The organism is Geodermatophilus bullaregiensis, from assembly GCF_016907675.1.
GTDB classification, from domain to species: domain Bacteria; phylum Actinomycetota; class Actinomycetes; order Mycobacteriales; family Geodermatophilaceae; genus Geodermatophilus; species Geodermatophilus bullaregiensis.
Genome location: NZ_JAFBCJ010000001.1, coordinates 1184864 through 1201783 on the forward strand (window position 1 = coordinate 1184864; position 16920 = coordinate 1201783).

Consider the following 16920-nt stretch of genomic DNA (forward strand, 5'->3'; position numbering starts at 1 on the left):
GGTCCCCGGGGTGATCGCCGAAGCGCCGGCCTGGTTGCCGACGGACCTCTCCAGTGCCCTCGACGAGAAGCTCGGCATCGAGATCACCGACTGGGACCCCGCCCACGTCGTCGCCCGGATGCCCGTCGAGGGCAACACCCAGCCCCACGGCCTGCTGCACGGCGGCGCCACCTGCAGCCTGGTCGAGACCGTCGGGTCCTACGCCGCGGCGCTGCAGGCCGGGCCCGGCGCCACGGTCGTCGGGATCGAGCTGAACGCGAGCTACGTCGCGGCCGTGACGTCCGGCTGGGTGACCGCGGTCTGCACGCCCGCCGGCGCGCAGCTGCCGCTGTCGACCTTCCGCATCGAGGTGACCGACGACCGGGGCCGGCTGACCGCCAGCGCCCGGCTGACCTGCATGGTCAGGCCGGCCCGCGCGTCGGGCTGAGCGACCGGCCGAGCAGCCACACCGTCACCGCCGTCCGGCCGGGGTGGGTGCGGCGCCGGACGTCGCTCACCCGGTCCAGACCCCGCTCCCGGGCCGCCTCCCCCAGGCGGACGGTGCCGAAGCCGGCGGCCCCCGTGGCCGCGCCGGCGCTCGCGACGGCCAGCAGCGCCACCGCCCGGCCGGCGACCTCGTGCAGCCAGCAGGAGGCCACCACCGCCCCGCCGTCCGTGACGTCCCACCAGGCGCCGGGCAGCCGGCGGCCGGGGACGCGCAGCCCGGCCGGGAACAGCTCGTCCGGGACGGTGGCGAAGAGCGCCTCCCGGTGCGCGTCCCACCGCGGGTCGGGGTCCTCGGCCCAGCCGAGGGTGTAGGACGACGCGGCGTCGGCCGCGCGCACGGCGCCTCCCGTCACGGGACCGCGGGCGCCAGGCCGGCGTACACCCGCAGCGCGTTGCCGCCGAGGACGAGCGGGACGACGTCGTCGGGCAGGCCGAGCGAGGCGACCGCCCGGGCGTTGACCGCCTGCCCGGGGACGCCCGGCCAGTCGGTGCCGTAGACGAACCGGCGCGCCAGGCGGCCGAGGTCGAAGCGCGCGTAGTACTCGGGCAGCCGCTCGGGCGGCAGCCCGGAGAGCTCGATCCACACGGTGGGGCGCGAGAGGGCGAGGAAGGCCGCCGCGTCGTACCACCAGCCGCGGCCGCCGTGGGCCAGCACCACGTGCAGGTCGGGGAAGTCGCGCAGGACGGCGTCGAGCAGCTGCGGGTCGGCGTAGGCGTTCGTCGACCCCGGGAAGCTGCTCGTCCCGCAGTGCACGACGAGCGGGACGCCGCGCTCGACGAGCACCGCGTAGGCCGGGTACATCGCCGCGTCGTCGGGGCGGAAGCCGCCGTGCACGGGGTGGATCTTCAGGGCGGCGGCGCCCAGGTCGAGCTGGCGCTCCAGCTCGCGCGCGATCGGGAAGTGCAGGTGCGGGTTGACGTTGGCGACAGGCCGGAACCGCCGCGGGTTGTGCGCCACGATCGGCAGCAGGTCGTCGAAGAGCTGGTAGCCGGTCGCCCTGGGGCTGTACTCGCAGAACAGCAGGGCGACGTCCACGCCCTCGTCGGCGAAGAGGCGGTCGAGCGCCGCCGGGTCCGGCGTCCCGTCGGCGTGCCAGACCTCCTCCAGGACCCCGGGCCGCCCGAACCGCCGCGCCCACTCGACCCACGCCGGCGCCAGCGAGGACAGGCGGGGCACGTGGACGTGGGCGTCCACGAGGACGTGCCCGTCGAGCATGGGGTGGTCCTCCCGTCCCGGCCGCCCGGAGCGCCGACGGTAACACCTCGACGTCCTACAGTGACACGTCACCGGGTCGATCGGCGTGTAGCCCGTCCGGGTTCCCTCGGGTGCAGCCAGCACGGTGTGCTGACAGCCGGACGGGCCGGGGGCACGATGCGACCGGGGCCACGGACCCGCGCGCCGAGCGGAGGAGCACTCATGACCGAACGACCGGGCGTCCCGGCCCGCGAGCTGTCCGACGAGGACCTGGAGCGCCAGGGGGTGCACGCGCACGCCATGCGCCACTGGGTGTTCCTGCACGGGACCGCCGAGCAGTTCCGCACGCACACCGAGCGGATGCTCGAGCTCGAGCAGGAGTACCTGCGCCGCCACCCGCAGCGCACCTGGCAGGGGTCCGGGGGCGGGGCGGCCACCCCCTCGCGCGACGACCGGATCCGCGACCTCGTGCAGACGTTCTCCCGGGCGGTCACGTCCCTGCTCGACGAGGAGCCCGCCCCGGCCGCGGCCGACGGCTCCGCCCGCGACCCCGCGGAGGTCCAGGCGGCGCTGCTGCGGCGCTTCGCCGAGGCGCCGGGCGGGCGGCTGCACAAGCTCGAGGCGCACCAGATCGCGCGCCAGCTGGCCCCGGACAGCCACCTCGTCGCCCGGCTCTACCGCCAGGACCCGCCGCTGCTGCAGGCCGAGCGGGACATGCGGGTGCTCACCGACGCCGGCCGCTCGTGGCTGGCCGCGCACGTCCCGACCGCCTGACGGCCCGGGACGGCCGGCGCGGTCCCTCAGCCGTCGCGGCTGAGCTCGCGCCAGGCCGTCTGGGCCCGCGGCGCCCAGGCGGCGTGCCGCTCGCGGAAGACCTCCGCCGCCCGGTTGCCGCTCCACCGCGGCGGCAGCAGCTCGCGCGGCAGCCCGGGGTCGAGGAGCGGGAACCGGCGCCACTCCTGGACCAGCCGCACCTGGGCGACGAGCGCCTGCCGGTCCGTGCGCGGCCGGCGGGTCCCGACCAGCTCCAGGAAGTCCTCGTAGCGGCCCTCGATCGCGTCGAGGTCCCACGCCGTGCGCGTCAGGGAGCGCTCGTCGCCGACGACGCCGGCCTCGGCGACGAACGACCAGCTGCCCGACAGCAGGCCCAGGTCCTCGAGCACCCGGCGGGCCGCCTGCTCCCGGTCGATGCGCGGCGTGACCCACGTGGTCGTGTCGATCGACCCCAGGCCGGCCCAGCCGAGCTGCGTCCGAAGCCGCTGCCGCAGGGGGCGGGCGTTCTCCGGCACGCCCACCGCGAGCACCAGCCAGCGCCCGTCCCAGGCGCGGTCCTCCGCCGCGAAGCCGTAGATGCGCTCGGTGCCCTCGCGCAGCAGCGCCGTCCCGGCCTCGGTGAGCGACCAGCGGGTCTCCCGGCCGACCCGGCTGCCGGCGATCCACCCGCTGTCCGCGGTGCGCATGATCGCCTGCCGGGCGGCCTTCTCGGCGACGTCGAGGTCGGCCAGCAGGTCGATCAGCGTCGCCGTCCACACCGGGGCGCCGCTGGGCAGCACGAACTCGCCGAGCACCGTGAGGAGCAGGCTGCGTGCGCTGGCCGCCCCCAGCTCCTGGCGCCGCGTCACGACCGGCCCCTCGACGAGTTCCACGCACACATCGTGACACCCCGACCACACTCCCCCGGCGGCCGACCACGACGCGGCCGGGCGAGGGCACCCGGCGACCGCGGGCAGAGGTGTGAGCCTTGACACACCTGGACCGTCTGCTACATGCTCGGCTGCTGACAGACGTGTGGCTGTAGCACGTCCTGACTCGACGGAGAGTTACATGACGCTGCACGGCCTGTCCCGGGGGCGGCTGCTCGGTTCGCTCGGCGCGGTGGCGCTGCTCTCGGCCACGACCGCCTGCGGCGGCGGGAGCCTGGGCGGCGGCGACGAGGACACCGGCGGCGAGGGCGGCGGCGGAGGTGGCGGCACCGTCCGCGTCGGCCTCGTGATCCCCCAGGCCGGCGTCTACACCCCGCTCGGCGAGGACATGCAGCAGGGCTGGGACCTGTGGCTCGAGCAGAACGACGGCCGGATGGGCGACTACGAGGTCCAGACCGTCGTCGCCGACGAGGGCGAGGGCCCCGACACCGGCGTGCCCGCCATCCAGCGCCTGCTCCAGGAGGAGCAGGTCGACGTCGTGGTGGGCATCGTCAACTCCGCGACGGCCCTCGGCGCGGCCGACCAGTTCACCGAGGCGCAGAAGCTGCTGGTCGTGGCCAACGCCGGGGCCGGCGCGATCACCGGCGAGGCCACCTCCCCCTACGTCTGGCGGACCTCGTTCACCAACGCCCAGGTCGCCGCGGCCATGGGGCAGCACCTGGCCGAGGAGGGCGTCGGCCCGGTCTACGTCATGGCGCCGGACTACGCCGCCGGGCAGGAGGTCGTCGCCGGCTTCACCGAGGCCTACGAGGCCGGCGGGGGGACGGTGGCCGGCCAGGCGCTGACCCCGTTCGGGACCACCCAGGACTACCAGCCGTTCCTGTCGGGGATCCGCGAGTCCGGCGCGGCCGCGACGTTCGTCTTCTACTCCGGCGCCGAGGCGGTCAGCTTCGTCCAGCAGTACGACTCGTTCGGCCTCAAGGCCGAGATCCCGCTGTACGGCTCCGGCTTCCTCACCGAGGGCAGCGTCCTGGAGGCCCAGGGGCCCTCCGCCGTCGGCGTGCAGACGACGCTGCACTACTCCACGGAGATCGACAACGAGGCGAACACCGAGTTCGTCGAGGCCTACGAGGCGGCCTACGACGAGCCGCCGACGGTGTTCGGCATGACCACCTACGACACGGCCAACGTGCTCGCCGACGCCCTCGCCGAGGCGGGCGGACTGAGCGGCGACGAGCTGTCGGCCGCCCTCGAGGGCCTCGGCGAGATCGAGGACAGCCCCCGCGGTCCGTGGAGCTTCAACGGCCAGACCCCCGAGCAGAGCATCTACCTGCGCGAGGTGACCGACGAGGGCGGGACGCTCGTGAACAGCGTCCTCACCGACCTCGGCACCTTCCCCCAGCCGGGCAGCTGAGCCCGGTGTCCCCGTCGCCGCCCTCCCCCGCCGCCGCGGCGGGAGGGCCGGGAGGAGGCCGCAGACCGTGATCGGCTGGTTCGACGAGAACCTGGTCAGCATCCTCAACGGCTTCGCCATCGGCTCGCTGCTGTTCATCCTCGCCGTCGGCCTGTCCATCGTCTTCGGGATGATGGACGTGCTGAACCTCGCCCACGGGGCGCTGTTCCTCGTCGGCGCCTACCTCGCCTGGAGCCTGCTCTCCGACGGCGCGACGTGGGGCGGGTTCCTCGCCGCGCTGGGGATCGCCGCGCTCGTGGGGCTGCTCGCCGGCGGCGCCCTGTCGGTGATGACCGAGCCCCTGGCCCGGCGGCCGATCCTCGACCAGGCGCTGCTGACCCTCGGGGTGTCGCTCGTGGTCGCGGAGGTGCTGTCGATCGTCTACGGCAACGACGCGCTCTCCGTCGGCGCGCCGCCCGGCCTGGCGGAGAGCGTGTCCTTCCTGGGCCGCTCCTACCCGGCCTACCGCCTGGCGCTCATCGGCGTCGGCCTGGTCCTCGCCGCCGTCGTCTACGTCGTGGTCGAGCGGACCTCGGTCGGCGCGCTGGTCCGCGCCAGCGTCGCCGACCGCGAGATGGTCTCGGCCATGGGCATCGACAACCGCAAGGTCAAGGTCGCGGTGCTCGGCATCGGCTCCATGCTGGCGACCGTGGCGGGGGTGCTCGGCGCGCCCGTCTACGGCGCCCGGCCCGGCCTCGACGACACCATCCTCATCCTCGCCCTCGTGGTCGTCGTCATCGGCGGGCTCGGCTCGGTGAAGGGCGCGCTCGTCGGCGCGCTCGTCATCGGGCAGGTCGAGTCGCTCGGCCGGGCGCTGCTGCCCGACGTGGCGTCCTTCATCCTGTTCGGCACCCTGGCGCTGGTGCTCGTGCTGCGGCCGCGCGGGCTGTTCGGCCCGAGGAAGCTGGCGGGGACGTGAGCGCCACCGTGGCGTCCACCGTGGCCGACACCGCCGTGTCCGCCGGCCGGCCCGGCGGGCGACGGCGTCCCCCCTCGCTGCTGCGGGCGCTCCCGGCCGTCCTCGCCCTGGTGCTGCTGGCCGCGGCCCCGTTCTTCCTCGCCCCGTTCGCCACGACGGTGCTCGGCCGCGTGCTGGTGTTCGCGCTGTTCGCCGTGAGCCTCGACCTCCTGGTCGGGGTGACCGGCCTGCCGTCGCTGGGTCACGCCGCCTACTTCGGCGCGGGGGCCTACACGGCCGGCCTGGTGTCGATCCACGTCACCAGCGAGGGGCTGGTCCCGGTCCTGGCCGCCGGACTCGCCGGGGCGGTCGCGGCCGCCGCGACCGGCTGGCTGGCGGTGCGCAGCAGCGGGGTCTTCTTCCTGATGCTGACCCTCGCCATCGGCGAGATCGTCTTCCAGCTGGCCACGACCCTGGACTCGGTGACCGGCGGCTCCAACGGCCTCTACGGCATCCCCGCCGTCCGGCTCGGGGGCACGCCGCTCACGCTCGCCGGCCACGTGTACTGGTTCGTCCTGGCGGTGGCGGTCGCCGGGTTCGCCTGCCTCTGGCTGGTCTCACGCTCGCCCGTCGGCGGTGTGCTGCGCGGCATCCGCGACAACGAGCCCCGCCTGCGGTCGCTCGGGTACTCCCCGTTCCGCTACAAGTACGTGGCCTTCGTGATCGCCGGCGCCTTCGCCGGGGTGGCCGGTGGCCTGTTCGCCGCGCAGGTCCGCCTGGTCACGCCGAGCGAGGCCGGCTTCACCACCGGCGCGCTGGCCCTGCTCGCGGTCGTCCTGGGCGGGGCGGGCTCGCTGTGGGGGCCGGTGCTCGGCGCCGCGGTCGTCGTCCTCGTCCGCGACGCCCTGGGCCCGACCCTCGACGGGCACGGCCCCCTCGTCCTCGGCATCGTCTTCGTGCTCGCCGTCTACCTGCTGCCGCGGGGCTTCGCCGGCCTGGCCGGGGTCTCCGGGGCCCTGCGGCGCCGGCGCACGGCCCGGGGAGGGACGACGTGAGCGACGCCCTGCTGTCCCTGTCGGGGGTGAGCCGGCACTTCGGCGCGCTCACGGCGGTCGACGACGTGACCCTCGACGTCCCCGCCGGGGCACGGCACGCGCTGATCGGTCCCAACGGCGCGGGCAAGAGCACCCTGTTCAAGCTGGTGACCGGCAGCATGCCGGTGTCGGCCGGGCGGGTGTCCTTCGCCGGTACCGACGTCACCCGGCTGCCGGAGCACGCCCGGGCGCGGCTGGGGATCAGCCAGACCCTGCAGCACTCCAGCCTGTTCACCTCGCAGACCGTCGAGCAGAACGTGCTGCTCGCCGCCCAGCGGCGCCGCGGGTCGCGCGCGTCCCTCGTGCCGCGGCGGCAGGCCGCCGCCCGCGAGCGGGTCGCCGCCCTGCTCGCCGACGTCGGCCTCGAGTCCCGCAGCGGCAGCCCCGTCGCCGACCTCTCCCACGGTGAGCGGCGGCAGCTGGAGGTGGCCGTCGCCCTGGCCTGCGACCCGCAGCTGCTGCTGCTCGACGAGCCGGCGGCGGGCATGTCCCCCGCGGAGAGCGCGCGGCTGGTCGAGCTGGTCCGGGCGCTGCCGGCGTCGGTCACCGTGGTCATCGTCGAGCACGACCTCGACGTCGTCTTCGCGCTGGCGCGGTCGGTCACCGTGCTCCACCTGGGCCGGGTGCTGCTGACCGGCGCACCCGAGCAGGTGCGCGCCAGCGACGCGGTGCAGCAGGCCTACCTCGGCCCCGGCCGGGAGTCCCTGTTCACCGACTCGGCCGGACCGGCCTCCCTGGGGGTGGGCTGAGTGCTCGAGGTCCGCGGACTGGAGTCCGGTTACAAGCGCAGCACCGTGCTGCAGGGCGTCGACCTCGACCTGCCCGAGGGTCGCGCGCTCGGCGTGCTCGGCCGCAACGGCGTCGGCAAGACGACGCTGGTCAACACGCTCATGGGGCTGGTGCGCGCCTCCGCCGGCACCGTCCGGCTCGGCGGGGTGGACCTCACCGGCCGCCGCCCCGACGTCGTCGCCCGGGCCGGCGTGGCCCTCGTGCCGCAGGGCCGGCGGGTCTGGGCGCCGCTCACCGTGATCGAGCACCTCGACCTGGCCGCGCGCCGCGGCCGGGGGCGCGGCCCCTGGGACACCCGCCGGGTGGTCGAGCTGCTGCCGCGGCTCGGCGAGCGCCTGCGGCACGGCGCCGGGCAGCTCTCCGGCGGCGAGCAGCAGATGCTGGCCATCGCCCGGGCGCTGCTGACCAACCCGCGGCTGGTGCTCATGGACGAGCCGTCGGACGGGCTCGCGCCCACCGTCGTCGACGCCATCGGGCAGGTCGTCGTCGGCATGAAGGCCGAGGGCGTGACCCTGCTGGTGGTCGAGCAGGACCTGCACCTGGCCTTCGCCGTCGCCGACGAGATCGCGGTGGTGCAGAAGGGCCGGATCGTGCACCGCTGCTCGACGCCGGAGTTCCGCAGCGACAGCTCGGTGGCCCACCGTCTCCTCGGCGTGGCCTGACTCCCCCGTGACCGACCCCGGCCGGTCGCGCCTGCAGCGGCTCGGTGTGCCCGCGCTCTTCGTGCTGCTGTGGAGCACCGGCTTCGTGGGCGCGCAGTACGGCCTGCCCCACGCCGAGCCGCTGACCTTCCTGGGGCTGCGGATGGTGATCGCCGCGTCGCTGCTGGCGCTGATCGCGCTCGTCCTGCGCGCGGCCGTGCCCGCCCGGCCGGCGCAGTACGGCCACTCCGCGGCGGTCGGGCTGCTGCTGCACGCCGGCTACCTCGGCGGGGTCTTCGTCGCGATCTCGCTCGGGACCCCGGCGGGCGTGTCGGCGGTCGTGGTCAGCCTGCAGCCGGTCCTCACCGTCGTGCTGGCCGGGCGGGTGCTCGGGGAGCGGACGGCGCCGCGCCAGTGGCTCGGCCTCGCGCTCGGGGTGGCCGGCGTGGTCGTGGTCGTCTGGCCGGGACTCACCGCGGCGGCCGGCCAGGCCGGGGCGCTGTCGACGCCGGGCCTCCTCGCCTGCCTGGTGGCGCTCGCCTCGGGCACCGCCGGCACGGTCTACCAGAAGCGGTACGGCGCCGGCGTCCCGCTGCTGTGGGGCACGGCCGTGCAGTACGCGGCCGCGGCGGCGGTCCTGCTGCCGGGCGCGGTCGCGACGGAGCGGATGACCGTCCGGTGGACCGGCGAGTTCGTGCTGGCGATGCTCTGGCTGGTGCTCGCCCTCTCCCTCGGCGCGGTCCTGCTGCTGATGCTGCTCCTCCGGCGGGGCACGGCCGCCGAGGTGTCCAGCCTCTTCTACCTGGTGCCGCCGGCCGTGGCCCTCGAGGCCTGGCTGCTGTTCGGGACCGTCCCGGCGGCGGTGTCGCTGGCCGGCGTCGCGCTCACCGCCGGAGGTGTCGCGCTGGTGGTCGTCCCCCGGCGCCGGCCGCTGCCGGTCGGGCAGCCGGCTCAGTAGCGGTGCTCCTCCGGGTCGACGTACCCGCCGCTCTCCTCCTCGCCGGGCCCCCGGTCGGCACCGACGACGGCGGTCTCGGTCTCCGGCCGGGGCCGGCTCTCGGCGCGCCCCCGCTCGGCGAGGTACCGCGCCTGCCGGTCCCCCTCCGGGGGCGTCGCCCGGCCGGTGCCCGGCCGGCCGGCCTGGTGCTGGCCGACGTCACGGTCCCGGTCGCCGACCCGCTTGCGCAGCCGGCCGTCCTCGGCCGCCGTGAAGCCCCGCCGCTCCAGCCACGCCGTCACCGCCGCCCGCTCCGGGTGTGTGTCGCGGACCACGTTGAGGACGTAGTTGAGTCCCCGCGCGGCGGCCTCCTCCTCAAGGTGGCGCAGGGCGAAGGCACCCACCCCGGTCCCCCGCGCGCCGTCCTCGACGGCCAGCAGGACCTCGGCGTCGCCCCAGACGTCGTCGAGCCAGCCGTAGCCCACGACCGAGCCGGCGCGCTCGACGCGCCACCAGTCGCTGGACAACCGCTCGCCGGGCCTGCGGGAGTCGCTGCGGAAGACGCCGCCGGGGACGGTCGCGAAGACGCGCTCGCGGTCGGCGTCCCACCGGGGGTCGTCCTCGTGCACCCAGCGCAGGGCGACCGCCTGCGTGTCGGGAACGGCCATGTCCGACCCCCGTCCGGGATCCGGAGCCGCGCGGCGCACACGACCCACGGGGCTGTGGTCTGTGCCACATGTCTACAGGCGAGGAGCCCCTTGCGCAAGGTCGTGTAGCACGTCACGATGGGTGCCGGCAGGCCCGTGCACCGTGGCGCCCGCGACTCCCTGGAGGCACCGTGACGACCCTCGACGACCGCTCGGCGGCGACGGAGGGCCCGGCCCCCGTCGCCGAGCCGGCCGCCACGACCGAGGTCTCCTTCGACACCTCGCCGGAGCGGTACCGGCACTGGACGCTGTCGGTCGACGGCGAGGTGGCCACGCTCGTCCTCGACGTCGCCGAGGACGGCGGGATCGTGCCGGGCTACGAGCTGAAGATGAACAGCTACGACCTCGGCGTCGACATCGAGCTGCACGACGCGGTGCAGCGGATCCGCTTCGAGCACCCCGAGGTCAAGGCGCTCGTGGTGACCAGCGGCAAGGAGCGCATGTTCTGCGCGGGCGCCAACATCAAGATGCTCGCGGCGTCCCCGCACAGCTGGAAGGTGAACTTCTGCAAGTTCACCAACGAGACCCGCAACGGCCTCGAGGACGCCTCCGCCCACTCCGGCCTGCGGTCCGTCGCCGCGGTCAACGGCACCGCCGCCGGCGGCGGCTACGAGCTGGCCCTGGCCTGCGACGAGATCGTGCTGGTCGACGACAACTCCTCGGCGGTCTCCCTGCCCGAGGTGCCCCTCCTCGGCGTGCTGCCGGGCACCGGTGGCCTGACGCGGGTGGTGGACAAGCGCGGCGTCCGCCGCGACCTGGCCGACGTCTTCGCCACCACCGCCGAGGGCATCCGCGGCGAGCGCGCCGTGCAGTGGCGGCTGGTCGACGCCAGCGTCAAGGCCCGCGACTTCGACGCCGAGGTCGCCCGGCGGGCCGCCGAGGCGGCCGCCGCGTCCGGCCGGCCGGGCGCCGGCACCGCCGGCGTGCCGCTCACCCCGCTGCGCCGCGAGGTCGACGGCGACACGACCCGGTACGAGCACGCGCGCGTCGTCCTCGACCGCGACTCGGGCACCGCCACGATCACGGTCCTCGGCCCGACCGCCGTCCCCGGCAGCGTCGAGGAGCTGCACGAGCAGGGCGACGCCGCCTGGCTGCTGGCCACCACCCGTGAGCTCGACGACGCGATCCTGCGGCTGCGCACCAACGAGCTCTCCGTCGGCACCTGGCTGCTGCGCACCGAGGGCGACGTCGCCACCGCGGCCGCCTACGACGAGTTCCTGCTCGCCCACCGCGGGCACTGGCTGGTCAACGAGACGACCGGCTTCTTCCGCCGGACCCTCAAGCGGCTCGACACCACCAGCCGCAGCCTCTTCGCGCTGGTCGAGCCCGGCTCGTGCTTCGTCGGCGCCCTGGCGGAGATCGCGCTGGCCGCCGACCGCCAGTACATGCTCGAGGGCCAGTTCGAGGACGACGAGCGCCCGTTGCCGCCGGCGGTCGTCCGGCTCGACGAGTTCAACACCGGCCTGCTGCCGATGGGCAACGGGCTGTCCCGGCTGCAGGTCCGCTTCCTCGGCTCCGCCGCGGAGCTGGCCGCCGCCGAGGCCGCCGTGGGCCGCGACCTGGCCGCCGCCGACGCCGCGGAGCTGGGCCTGGTCACCAGCACCCCGGACGACATCGACTGGGAGGACGAGGTCCGCCTGGCCGTCGAGGAGCGCGCCAGCTTCTCCCCCGACGCGCTCACCGGCATGGAGGCCAACCTCCGCTTCGCCGGCCGCGAGACCCCGGAGACCAAGGTCTTCGGCCGGCTCACCGCCTGGCAGAACTGGATCTTCCAGCGGCCCAACGCCGCTGGCCCCGAAGGCGCACTGCGCCGCTACGGAACCGGCAAGCGGGCCGACTACGACAGGAAGCGGGTCTGACCATGACCACGACGGAGAGCAACCCCCAGGACGGCACGGTCACCGGCGAGGCCCCCACCCCCACCGGGCCGCTGTCGCGGATCGACTACAGCGAGCGCATCCCGAACAACGTCAACCTCGCCGGCGACCGCAAGCTGCAGCGGGCGCTGGAGGGCTGGCAGCCGAAGTTCCTCGACTGGTGGAAGAACCTCGGCCCGTCCATCCCGACCCACGACGTCTACCTGCGCACGGCGATCGCCGTCGGCCGCGACGGCTGGGCGCACTTCGACCGGGTGCCGATGGAGGACTACCGCTGGGGCATCTTCCTCGCCGAGCGCGACCCGGACCGCAAGGTCAACTTCGGCGACAAGAAGGGCGAGCCGGCCTGGCAGGAGGTGCCCGGTGAGCACCGCTCGGACCTGCGCCGGCTGATCGTCGTCCAGGGCGACACCGAGCCCGCGTCGGTGGAGCAGCAGCGGCACCTCGGCATGACCGCGCCGTCGCTCTACGACATGCGCAACCTCTTCCAGGTCAACGTGGAGGAGGGCCGGCACCTGTGGGCGATGGTCTACCTGCTGCACGCCTACTTCGGGAAGGACGGCCGCGAGGAGGCCGAGCAGCTGCTCAAGCGCAACTCCGGTGACTTCGACTCGCCGCGCATCCTCGGGGCGTTCAACGAGGAGACGACCGACTGGCTGTCGTTCTTCATGTTCACCTACTTCACCGACCGGGACGGCAAGTACCAGCTCGGCACGCTGAAGGAGAGCGGCTTCGACCCGCTGGCGCGCACCTGCGAGTTCATGCTCAAGGAGGAGGCGCACCACATGTTCGTCGGGACGACCGGCGTGCAGCGCACCGTCCAGCGGACCGCCCAGCTCATGAAGGAGCACGGCACCGACGACATCTGGCAGTACGGCGGCATCCCGCTGTCGGTGGTCCAGAAGTACCTGAACTTCCAGTACTCCGTCTCGATGGACCTCTTCGGCTCGGAGACCTCGTCGAACGTGGCCGCGTACTACACCGCCGGGCTCAAGGGCCGGTGGATGGAGACCCGCCGCAAGGACGACCACCAGCTGCACGACCTGACCATGGACGTGCCGGTCGTCGAGGACGGGCGGCTGTCCACCCGCACGGTGCCGATGCTGACCGCGCTCAACCTCGACCTGCGCAACGAGTACGCCGCCGACTGCGAGAACGGCGTGCGGCGGTGGAACCAGGAGCTCGAGGAGGCCGGGCTCGAGCAGCGGCTGTTCCTGCCGCACCAGGGCTTCAACCGCAAGGTCGGCGCCTTCGCCGGACACCACGTCACACCCGAGGGGGACGTCGTCGACGCGGCCACCTGGGAGCAGCGGGTCGGCGACCACCTGCCCACCCGCGAGGACCGCGAGCGCGTCGCCGGGCTGATGGTGCCGCACTACGAGCCCGGCGAGTTCGCCGGCTGGATCGCCCCGCCGTCGGTCGGCATCAACTCGCTGCCGGTCGAGTACGACTACGTGCGCTTCTGAGGGAGGACCCTCCTGCCACCGCTGCGGCCGGGTCCACGACCGGACCCGGCCGCAGCCGCGGCCCGTCCCGCGCACCCCCTGCCCCGGCCGGGCCCCGCCGGACCGGTCCCTGCGAAGGAGTGAGCACCGTGGCCACGCTCGACACCGCCCCGCCCGCCCCCGGCGCCGTGCCCGCGGTCGCCGCGTCCTCCCCGACCGAGGTGTTCAACGCCGCCGAGTGGCTCGTCACCCGCCACGCCCGGGCCACGCCCGGCAAGCGGGCGATCACCGCGATCGACCTCGACGGCGGCGTGCGGACCCTCACCTACGCCCAGCTCGACGACGACGTCCGGCGCTTCGCCGCGGCCCTGGTCGCCTCCGGGGTGCGCCCCGAGGAGCGGTTGCTGTTGTGCATGGGCGACACCCCGGAGCTGCTGACGGCGTTCCTCGCCGGGCTGCGCATCGGCTCGGTCCCGGTGCCGGTGAGCACGATGCTCAAGCCCGCGGACATCGCCACGCTCGCGCGCGACAGCCGGGCCCGCCTGGTGGCGCTGAGCTCGGAGTTCGCCGGCCTGGGCACCGCGGTGAGCGGGTGCCGCGACCTCGCCGACGTCGTCGTCCTCACCGGCGACGAGCTGCCCGAGGTCACCGGTGCCCGGGTGCGCAGCTGGGACTCCTTCGTCTCGGCCGGCGCCGACTTCCTGGAGGCGGTCGCCGAGCCCTACCCCACCATCGCCGACTCCCCCGCCTTCTGGCTCTACACCTCCGGCACGACCGGCACGCCCAAGGGCGCCATGCACCGGCACGGGTCGCTGCGCGACACCGCCGAGACCTACGCCCGCGACGTGCTCGGCATCGGCCCGGACGACGTCACCTTCTCCGTGGCGAAGTTCTTCTTCGCCTACGGGCTGGGCAACACGCTCACCTTCCCGTTCTCCGTCGGCGCCGGCACGGTGCTCGACCGGTCCCGGCCGAGCCCCGCGGGCACCGAGCGGGTCCTGCGGGAGCAGCGGCCCACCCTGTTCTTCGCCGGGCCCACGTACTACGCCGCGCTGCTCGCCGCCGGCCTCCCCCGGGACACCTTCACCGGCGTGCGGGCCTGCGTCTCGGCCGGGGAGGCGTTCCCCGCGGCCCTCTTCGAGCGGTTCACCTCGACCTTCGGCGTGGAGATGCTCGACGGGATCGGCTCGACGGAGATGCTGCACATCTTCATCAGCGGCCGCCCCGGCCGGACCCGGCCCGGCTCCACCGGCGAGATCGTGGCCGGCTACGAGGCGCGGATCCTCGACGACGACGGCCGGCCCGTCCCCGACGGCACCCCGGGCAACCTGTGGGTGCGCGGCACGTCCGCGGCCACCGGCTACTGGTCGCGCACCGCGGTCAGCCGGCGGGTCTTCCAGGGCGAGTGGGTGCGCACCGGCGACACCTACGTGCGCAGCGCCGACGGCTACTACTCCTCCCTGGGCCGCACCGACGACATCATCAAGGCCGGCGGCATCTGGGTCTCGCCCACCGAGGTCGAGGAGCGGCTCCGGGCCTCGCCCGAGGTCGCCCAGGCGGTCGTCGTCTCGGTGCCCGACGAGACGGGCCTGGACAAGCCGGTCGCCTGCGTCGTCCTCGTGCCGGGCTCGGCGGCCGGCGCCGAGGACCTGGTCGCCTTCTGCCGGGAGGGGCTGGCGGCGTTCAAGCGGCCGCGGCACATCCTCGTCTTCGACGAGCTGCCCACCACCGCCACCGGCAAGCTGCAGCGCTTCCGGATCCGCGAGCTGGCCCTCGAGCGCCTCGGCGGCGCCGCGAAGCCCGACCTCACACCCATCACCGGGGATCCGGAGTGACCGTGACCGCGACGGCCCTCCGCACCCCGGCCGGCCACGTCAGCGACGACCCCGCCGGCACCGGCGCGGCCGTGCCCGCCTGACCCGGCTTCCCGAACCGCGAGGAGACCACCCCGTGCCCTACGTCATCGGCGCCGAGTGCATCGACACCACCGACATGTCCTGCGTCGAGGAGTGCCCGGTCGACTGCATCTACGAAGGCGACCGCAAGCTCTACATCAACCCCAAGGAGTGCATCGACTGCGGGGCCTGCGAGCCGGTGTGCCCCGTCGAGGCCATCTCCCAGGACCGCCGGGTCACCGACGAGAACGAACCGCACATCGCCGACAACCGGCGGTTCTTCGTCGAGCCCCTGCCCGGCCGGGACGCCCCGCTCGGGAGCCCCGGCGGCGCGTCCAAGGTCGGCCGGATCGGCGTGGACACCGAGCTCGTGGCCGACGACTCGTGAGCCTCTGGGCGCTCGACGGCGTCGCCCCGGAGGTGCACCCGACGGCGTGGGTCCACCCGGACGCCACGGTGGTCGGCCGCGTCGTCCTCGGCCCGGACGTCAGCGTCTGGCCCCAGGCCGTGCTGCGAGGTGACTACGGCGAGATCCGCGTCGGCGCCCGCACCTCGATCCAGGACGGCACGGTGCTGCACACCACCGAGACCCACCCGACGGTCGTCGGCGAGGACTGCGTCGTCGGCCACCTCGCCCACCTCGAGGGGTGCACGGTCGGCGACCGCTGCCTGATCGGCTCGGGCTCCGTGGTGCTCAACCGCGTCGTCGTCGGCGACGGTTGCCTCGTCGGTGCCGGTGCCCTCGTCGCCGAGGACACCGTGGTGCCCCCGGACTCGCGGGCGCTGGGCATCCCCGCGAGGATCCGTGCAGGCGCGGGGATCGCGGCGCAGGTCGACTACGCCGTCCCCCTGTACGTGGCCAACGCCCGGCGCTACCGGGACCGGCTCACGCGGGTCGGCTGAGAGCACCGCAGGAGGAGGCAGCCGTGCGGGTGGTCCTGACGCTCAGCTCCGACCAGCAGGCGGTGGCCGCCGAGGCGCGCGCCGCCGAGGACGCCGGCTACGACGGGATCGGCACGGGCGAGCACCTGTTCTTCCACAGCGCGCACCCGAACGGGTTCGTCGCCCTGGCGGCGGCCGCCGGGGCCACCCGGTCGATCCGGCTGCTCAGCTCGCTCACCGTGCTGCCGCTCTACCCGGCCGCGCTGGCCGCGAAGCTGGCGACCACGCTCGACCAGGTCTCCGGCGGGCGCTTCGACCTGGGCGTCGGGGTGGGCGGTGAGTACCCGCCGGAGTTCACCGCGGCCGGCGTCGACGTCGGCGAGCGCGGCGCCCGCACCGACGAGGCACTGGAGCTGATGCGGCAGCTGTGGAGCGGCGGCCCGGTCGACTTCGCCGGCCGCTTCACCCGCGTCGAGGGTGTCGCCCTCTCCCCCGGCCCGGTCCAGCCGGGCGGCCCGCCGATCTGGCTCGGTGGCCGCAGCCCCGCCGCGATCCGCCGCGCCGGGCGCTCCGCGGCCGTCTGGATGCCCTACATGTACACACCCGAGCAGATGGCCGAGAGCCTCGGGCAGGTGCGCGCCGCCGCCGAGGCGGCCGGCCGGGACCCCGCCGGCGTCCGGGGTGCCGTCTTCTGCTGGGGTGGCGTGGACGCCGACGCCGCCGTGGCCCGCCGGGACGTCGTCGAGCACGTCAGCGCCGTCTACCAGCAGGACTTCAGCCGCCTCGCCGACCGCTACCTCCTGCACGGAGACCCCGACCGGGTGGTCGCGCGCGCCCGCGAGTACGCCGACGCCGGTGCCGAGACACTCGTCTTCTCCCCGGTGGGGTCGGGCGAGCGGCGCCGGGCGGCCGTCGACCTGTTCACCGCGTCCGTGCTGCCGGGGCTCCGCGCCGCCTGACGCCACCCCGACCCGTCGG

18 protein-coding genes are annotated in these 16920 nt (G+C 74.9%); 14 read left to right on the top strand and 4 right to left on the bottom strand.

What is annotated here, in order from left to right; translation table 11 throughout:
* Positions 1–10 precede the first annotated feature (10 nt).
* Positions 11–427: a PaaI family thioesterase gene (locus tag JOD57_RS05445; protein WP_204690960.1), complete on the top strand. Its 417-nt coding sequence runs from the start codon at positions 11–13 to the stop codon at positions 425–427.
* Here JOD57_RS05445 and JOD57_RS05450 read toward each other — a convergent pair.
* The gene (locus JOD57_RS05450) at positions 402–824 is read right to left on the bottom strand and encodes a hypothetical protein (RefSeq protein WP_204690961.1); all 423 of its coding nucleotides are present in this window, start codon (positions 822–824) and stop codon (positions 402–404) included. The genes JOD57_RS05445 and JOD57_RS05450 overlap by 26 nt on opposite strands.
* 11 nt (positions 825–835) lie before the next feature.
* Positions 836–1702, bottom strand: coding sequence for an amidohydrolase family protein (locus JOD57_RS05455; protein WP_204690962.1), 867 nt, complete (start codon positions 1700–1702; stop codon positions 836–838).
* A gap of 201 nt (positions 1703–1903) precedes the next feature.
* On the opposite strand from JOD57_RS05455, the gene JOD57_RS05460 reads away from it, so the two are divergent.
* A complete protein-coding gene (locus JOD57_RS05460) occupies positions 1904–2455 on the top strand; it encodes a DUF6158 family protein (protein ID WP_204690963.1) in 552 nt (183 codons plus the stop codon).
* 26 nt (positions 2456–2481) lie between these two features.
* Here JOD57_RS05460 and JOD57_RS05465 read toward each other — a convergent pair whose 3' ends face one another.
* Positions 2482–3327, bottom strand: a complete 846-nt coding sequence (locus JOD57_RS05465) for a PaaX family transcriptional regulator (protein WP_204690964.1) — start codon at positions 3325–3327, stop codon at positions 2482–2484.
* Positions 3328–3505: 178 nt separating this feature from the next.
* On the opposite strand from JOD57_RS05465, the gene JOD57_RS05470 reads away from it, so the two are divergent.
* The 6 genes from JOD57_RS05470 (at position 3506) to JOD57_RS05495 (ending at position 9157) form a co-directional block, all read left to right on the top strand.
* Positions 3506–4738, top strand: coding sequence for an ABC transporter substrate-binding protein (locus tag JOD57_RS05470; protein ID WP_204690965.1), 1233 nt, complete (start codon positions 3506–3508; stop codon positions 4736–4738).
* 67 nt (positions 4739–4805) lie between these two features.
* On the top strand, positions 4806–5696 hold the full coding sequence (locus JOD57_RS05475; RefSeq protein WP_204690966.1) for a branched-chain amino acid ABC transporter permease: 891 nt from the start codon (positions 4806–4808) through the stop codon (positions 5694–5696).
* Complete coding sequence (locus tag JOD57_RS05480) at positions 5693–6730, top strand: branched-chain amino acid ABC transporter permease (RefSeq protein ID WP_204690967.1); 1038 nt, start codon at positions 5693–5695, stop codon at positions 6728–6730. Before JOD57_RS05475 ends, JOD57_RS05480 begins: the two co-directional genes overlap by 4 nt.
* Positions 6727–7518 (top strand): ABC transporter ATP-binding protein, encoded by a 792-nt coding sequence (locus tag JOD57_RS05485; RefSeq protein ID WP_204690968.1) that lies wholly within the window; start codon positions 6727–6729, stop codon positions 7516–7518. Before JOD57_RS05480 ends, JOD57_RS05485 begins: the two co-directional genes overlap by 4 nt.
* Positions 7519–8220, top strand: coding sequence for an ABC transporter ATP-binding protein (locus JOD57_RS05490; RefSeq protein WP_204690969.1), 702 nt, complete (start codon positions 7519–7521; stop codon positions 8218–8220).
* 7 nt (positions 8221–8227) lie between these two features.
* Positions 8228–9157 carry a DMT family transporter gene (locus tag JOD57_RS05495; RefSeq protein WP_204690970.1) on the top strand — a complete coding sequence of 310 codons (930 nt, stop codon included), beginning with the start codon at positions 8228–8230 and terminating at the stop codon, positions 9155–9157.
* Here the strand turns inward: JOD57_RS05495 and JOD57_RS05500 are convergent.
* Complete coding sequence (locus JOD57_RS05500) at positions 9151–9804, bottom strand: GNAT family N-acetyltransferase (RefSeq protein ID WP_204690971.1); 654 nt, start codon at positions 9802–9804, stop codon at positions 9151–9153. The genes JOD57_RS05495 and JOD57_RS05500 overlap by 7 nt on opposite strands.
* A 170-nt stretch (positions 9805–9974) precedes the next feature.
* On the opposite strand from JOD57_RS05500, the gene boxC reads away from it, so the two are divergent.
* The 6 genes from boxC (at position 9975) to JOD57_RS05530 (ending at position 16901) form a co-directional block, all read left to right on the top strand.
* A complete protein-coding gene (gene boxC / locus JOD57_RS05505; RefSeq protein ID WP_204690972.1) occupies positions 9975–11702 on the top strand; it encodes a 2,3-epoxybenzoyl-CoA dihydrolase in 1728 nt (575 codons plus the stop codon).
* A 2-nt stretch (positions 11703–11704) separates the two neighbouring features.
* Positions 11705–13186, top strand: a complete 1482-nt coding sequence (boxB, locus tag JOD57_RS05510; RefSeq protein WP_239568189.1) for a benzoyl-CoA 2,3-epoxidase subunit BoxB — start codon at positions 11705–11707, stop codon at positions 13184–13186.
* A gap of 128 nt (positions 13187–13314) precedes the next feature.
* Entirely contained in the window at positions 13315–15000 is a 1686-nt protein-coding gene (locus JOD57_RS05515) for a benzoate-CoA ligase family protein (protein WP_307824490.1), read from the top strand.
* A gap of 115 nt (positions 15001–15115) precedes the next feature.
* A complete protein-coding gene (gene fdxA, locus JOD57_RS05520) occupies positions 15116–15448 on the top strand; it encodes a ferredoxin (protein WP_204690973.1) in 333 nt (110 codons plus the stop codon).
* A complete protein-coding gene (locus JOD57_RS26710; protein WP_204690974.1) occupies positions 15445–15963 on the top strand; it encodes a gamma carbonic anhydrase family protein in 519 nt (172 codons plus the stop codon). Before fdxA ends, JOD57_RS26710 begins: the two co-directional genes overlap by 4 nt.
* A 23-nt stretch (positions 15964–15986) precedes the next feature.
* Positions 15987–16901 (top strand): LLM class flavin-dependent oxidoreductase, encoded by a 915-nt coding sequence (locus JOD57_RS05530; RefSeq protein WP_204690975.1) that lies wholly within the window; start codon positions 15987–15989, stop codon positions 16899–16901.
* The last annotated feature ends 19 nt before the right edge of the window (positions 16902–16920 follow it).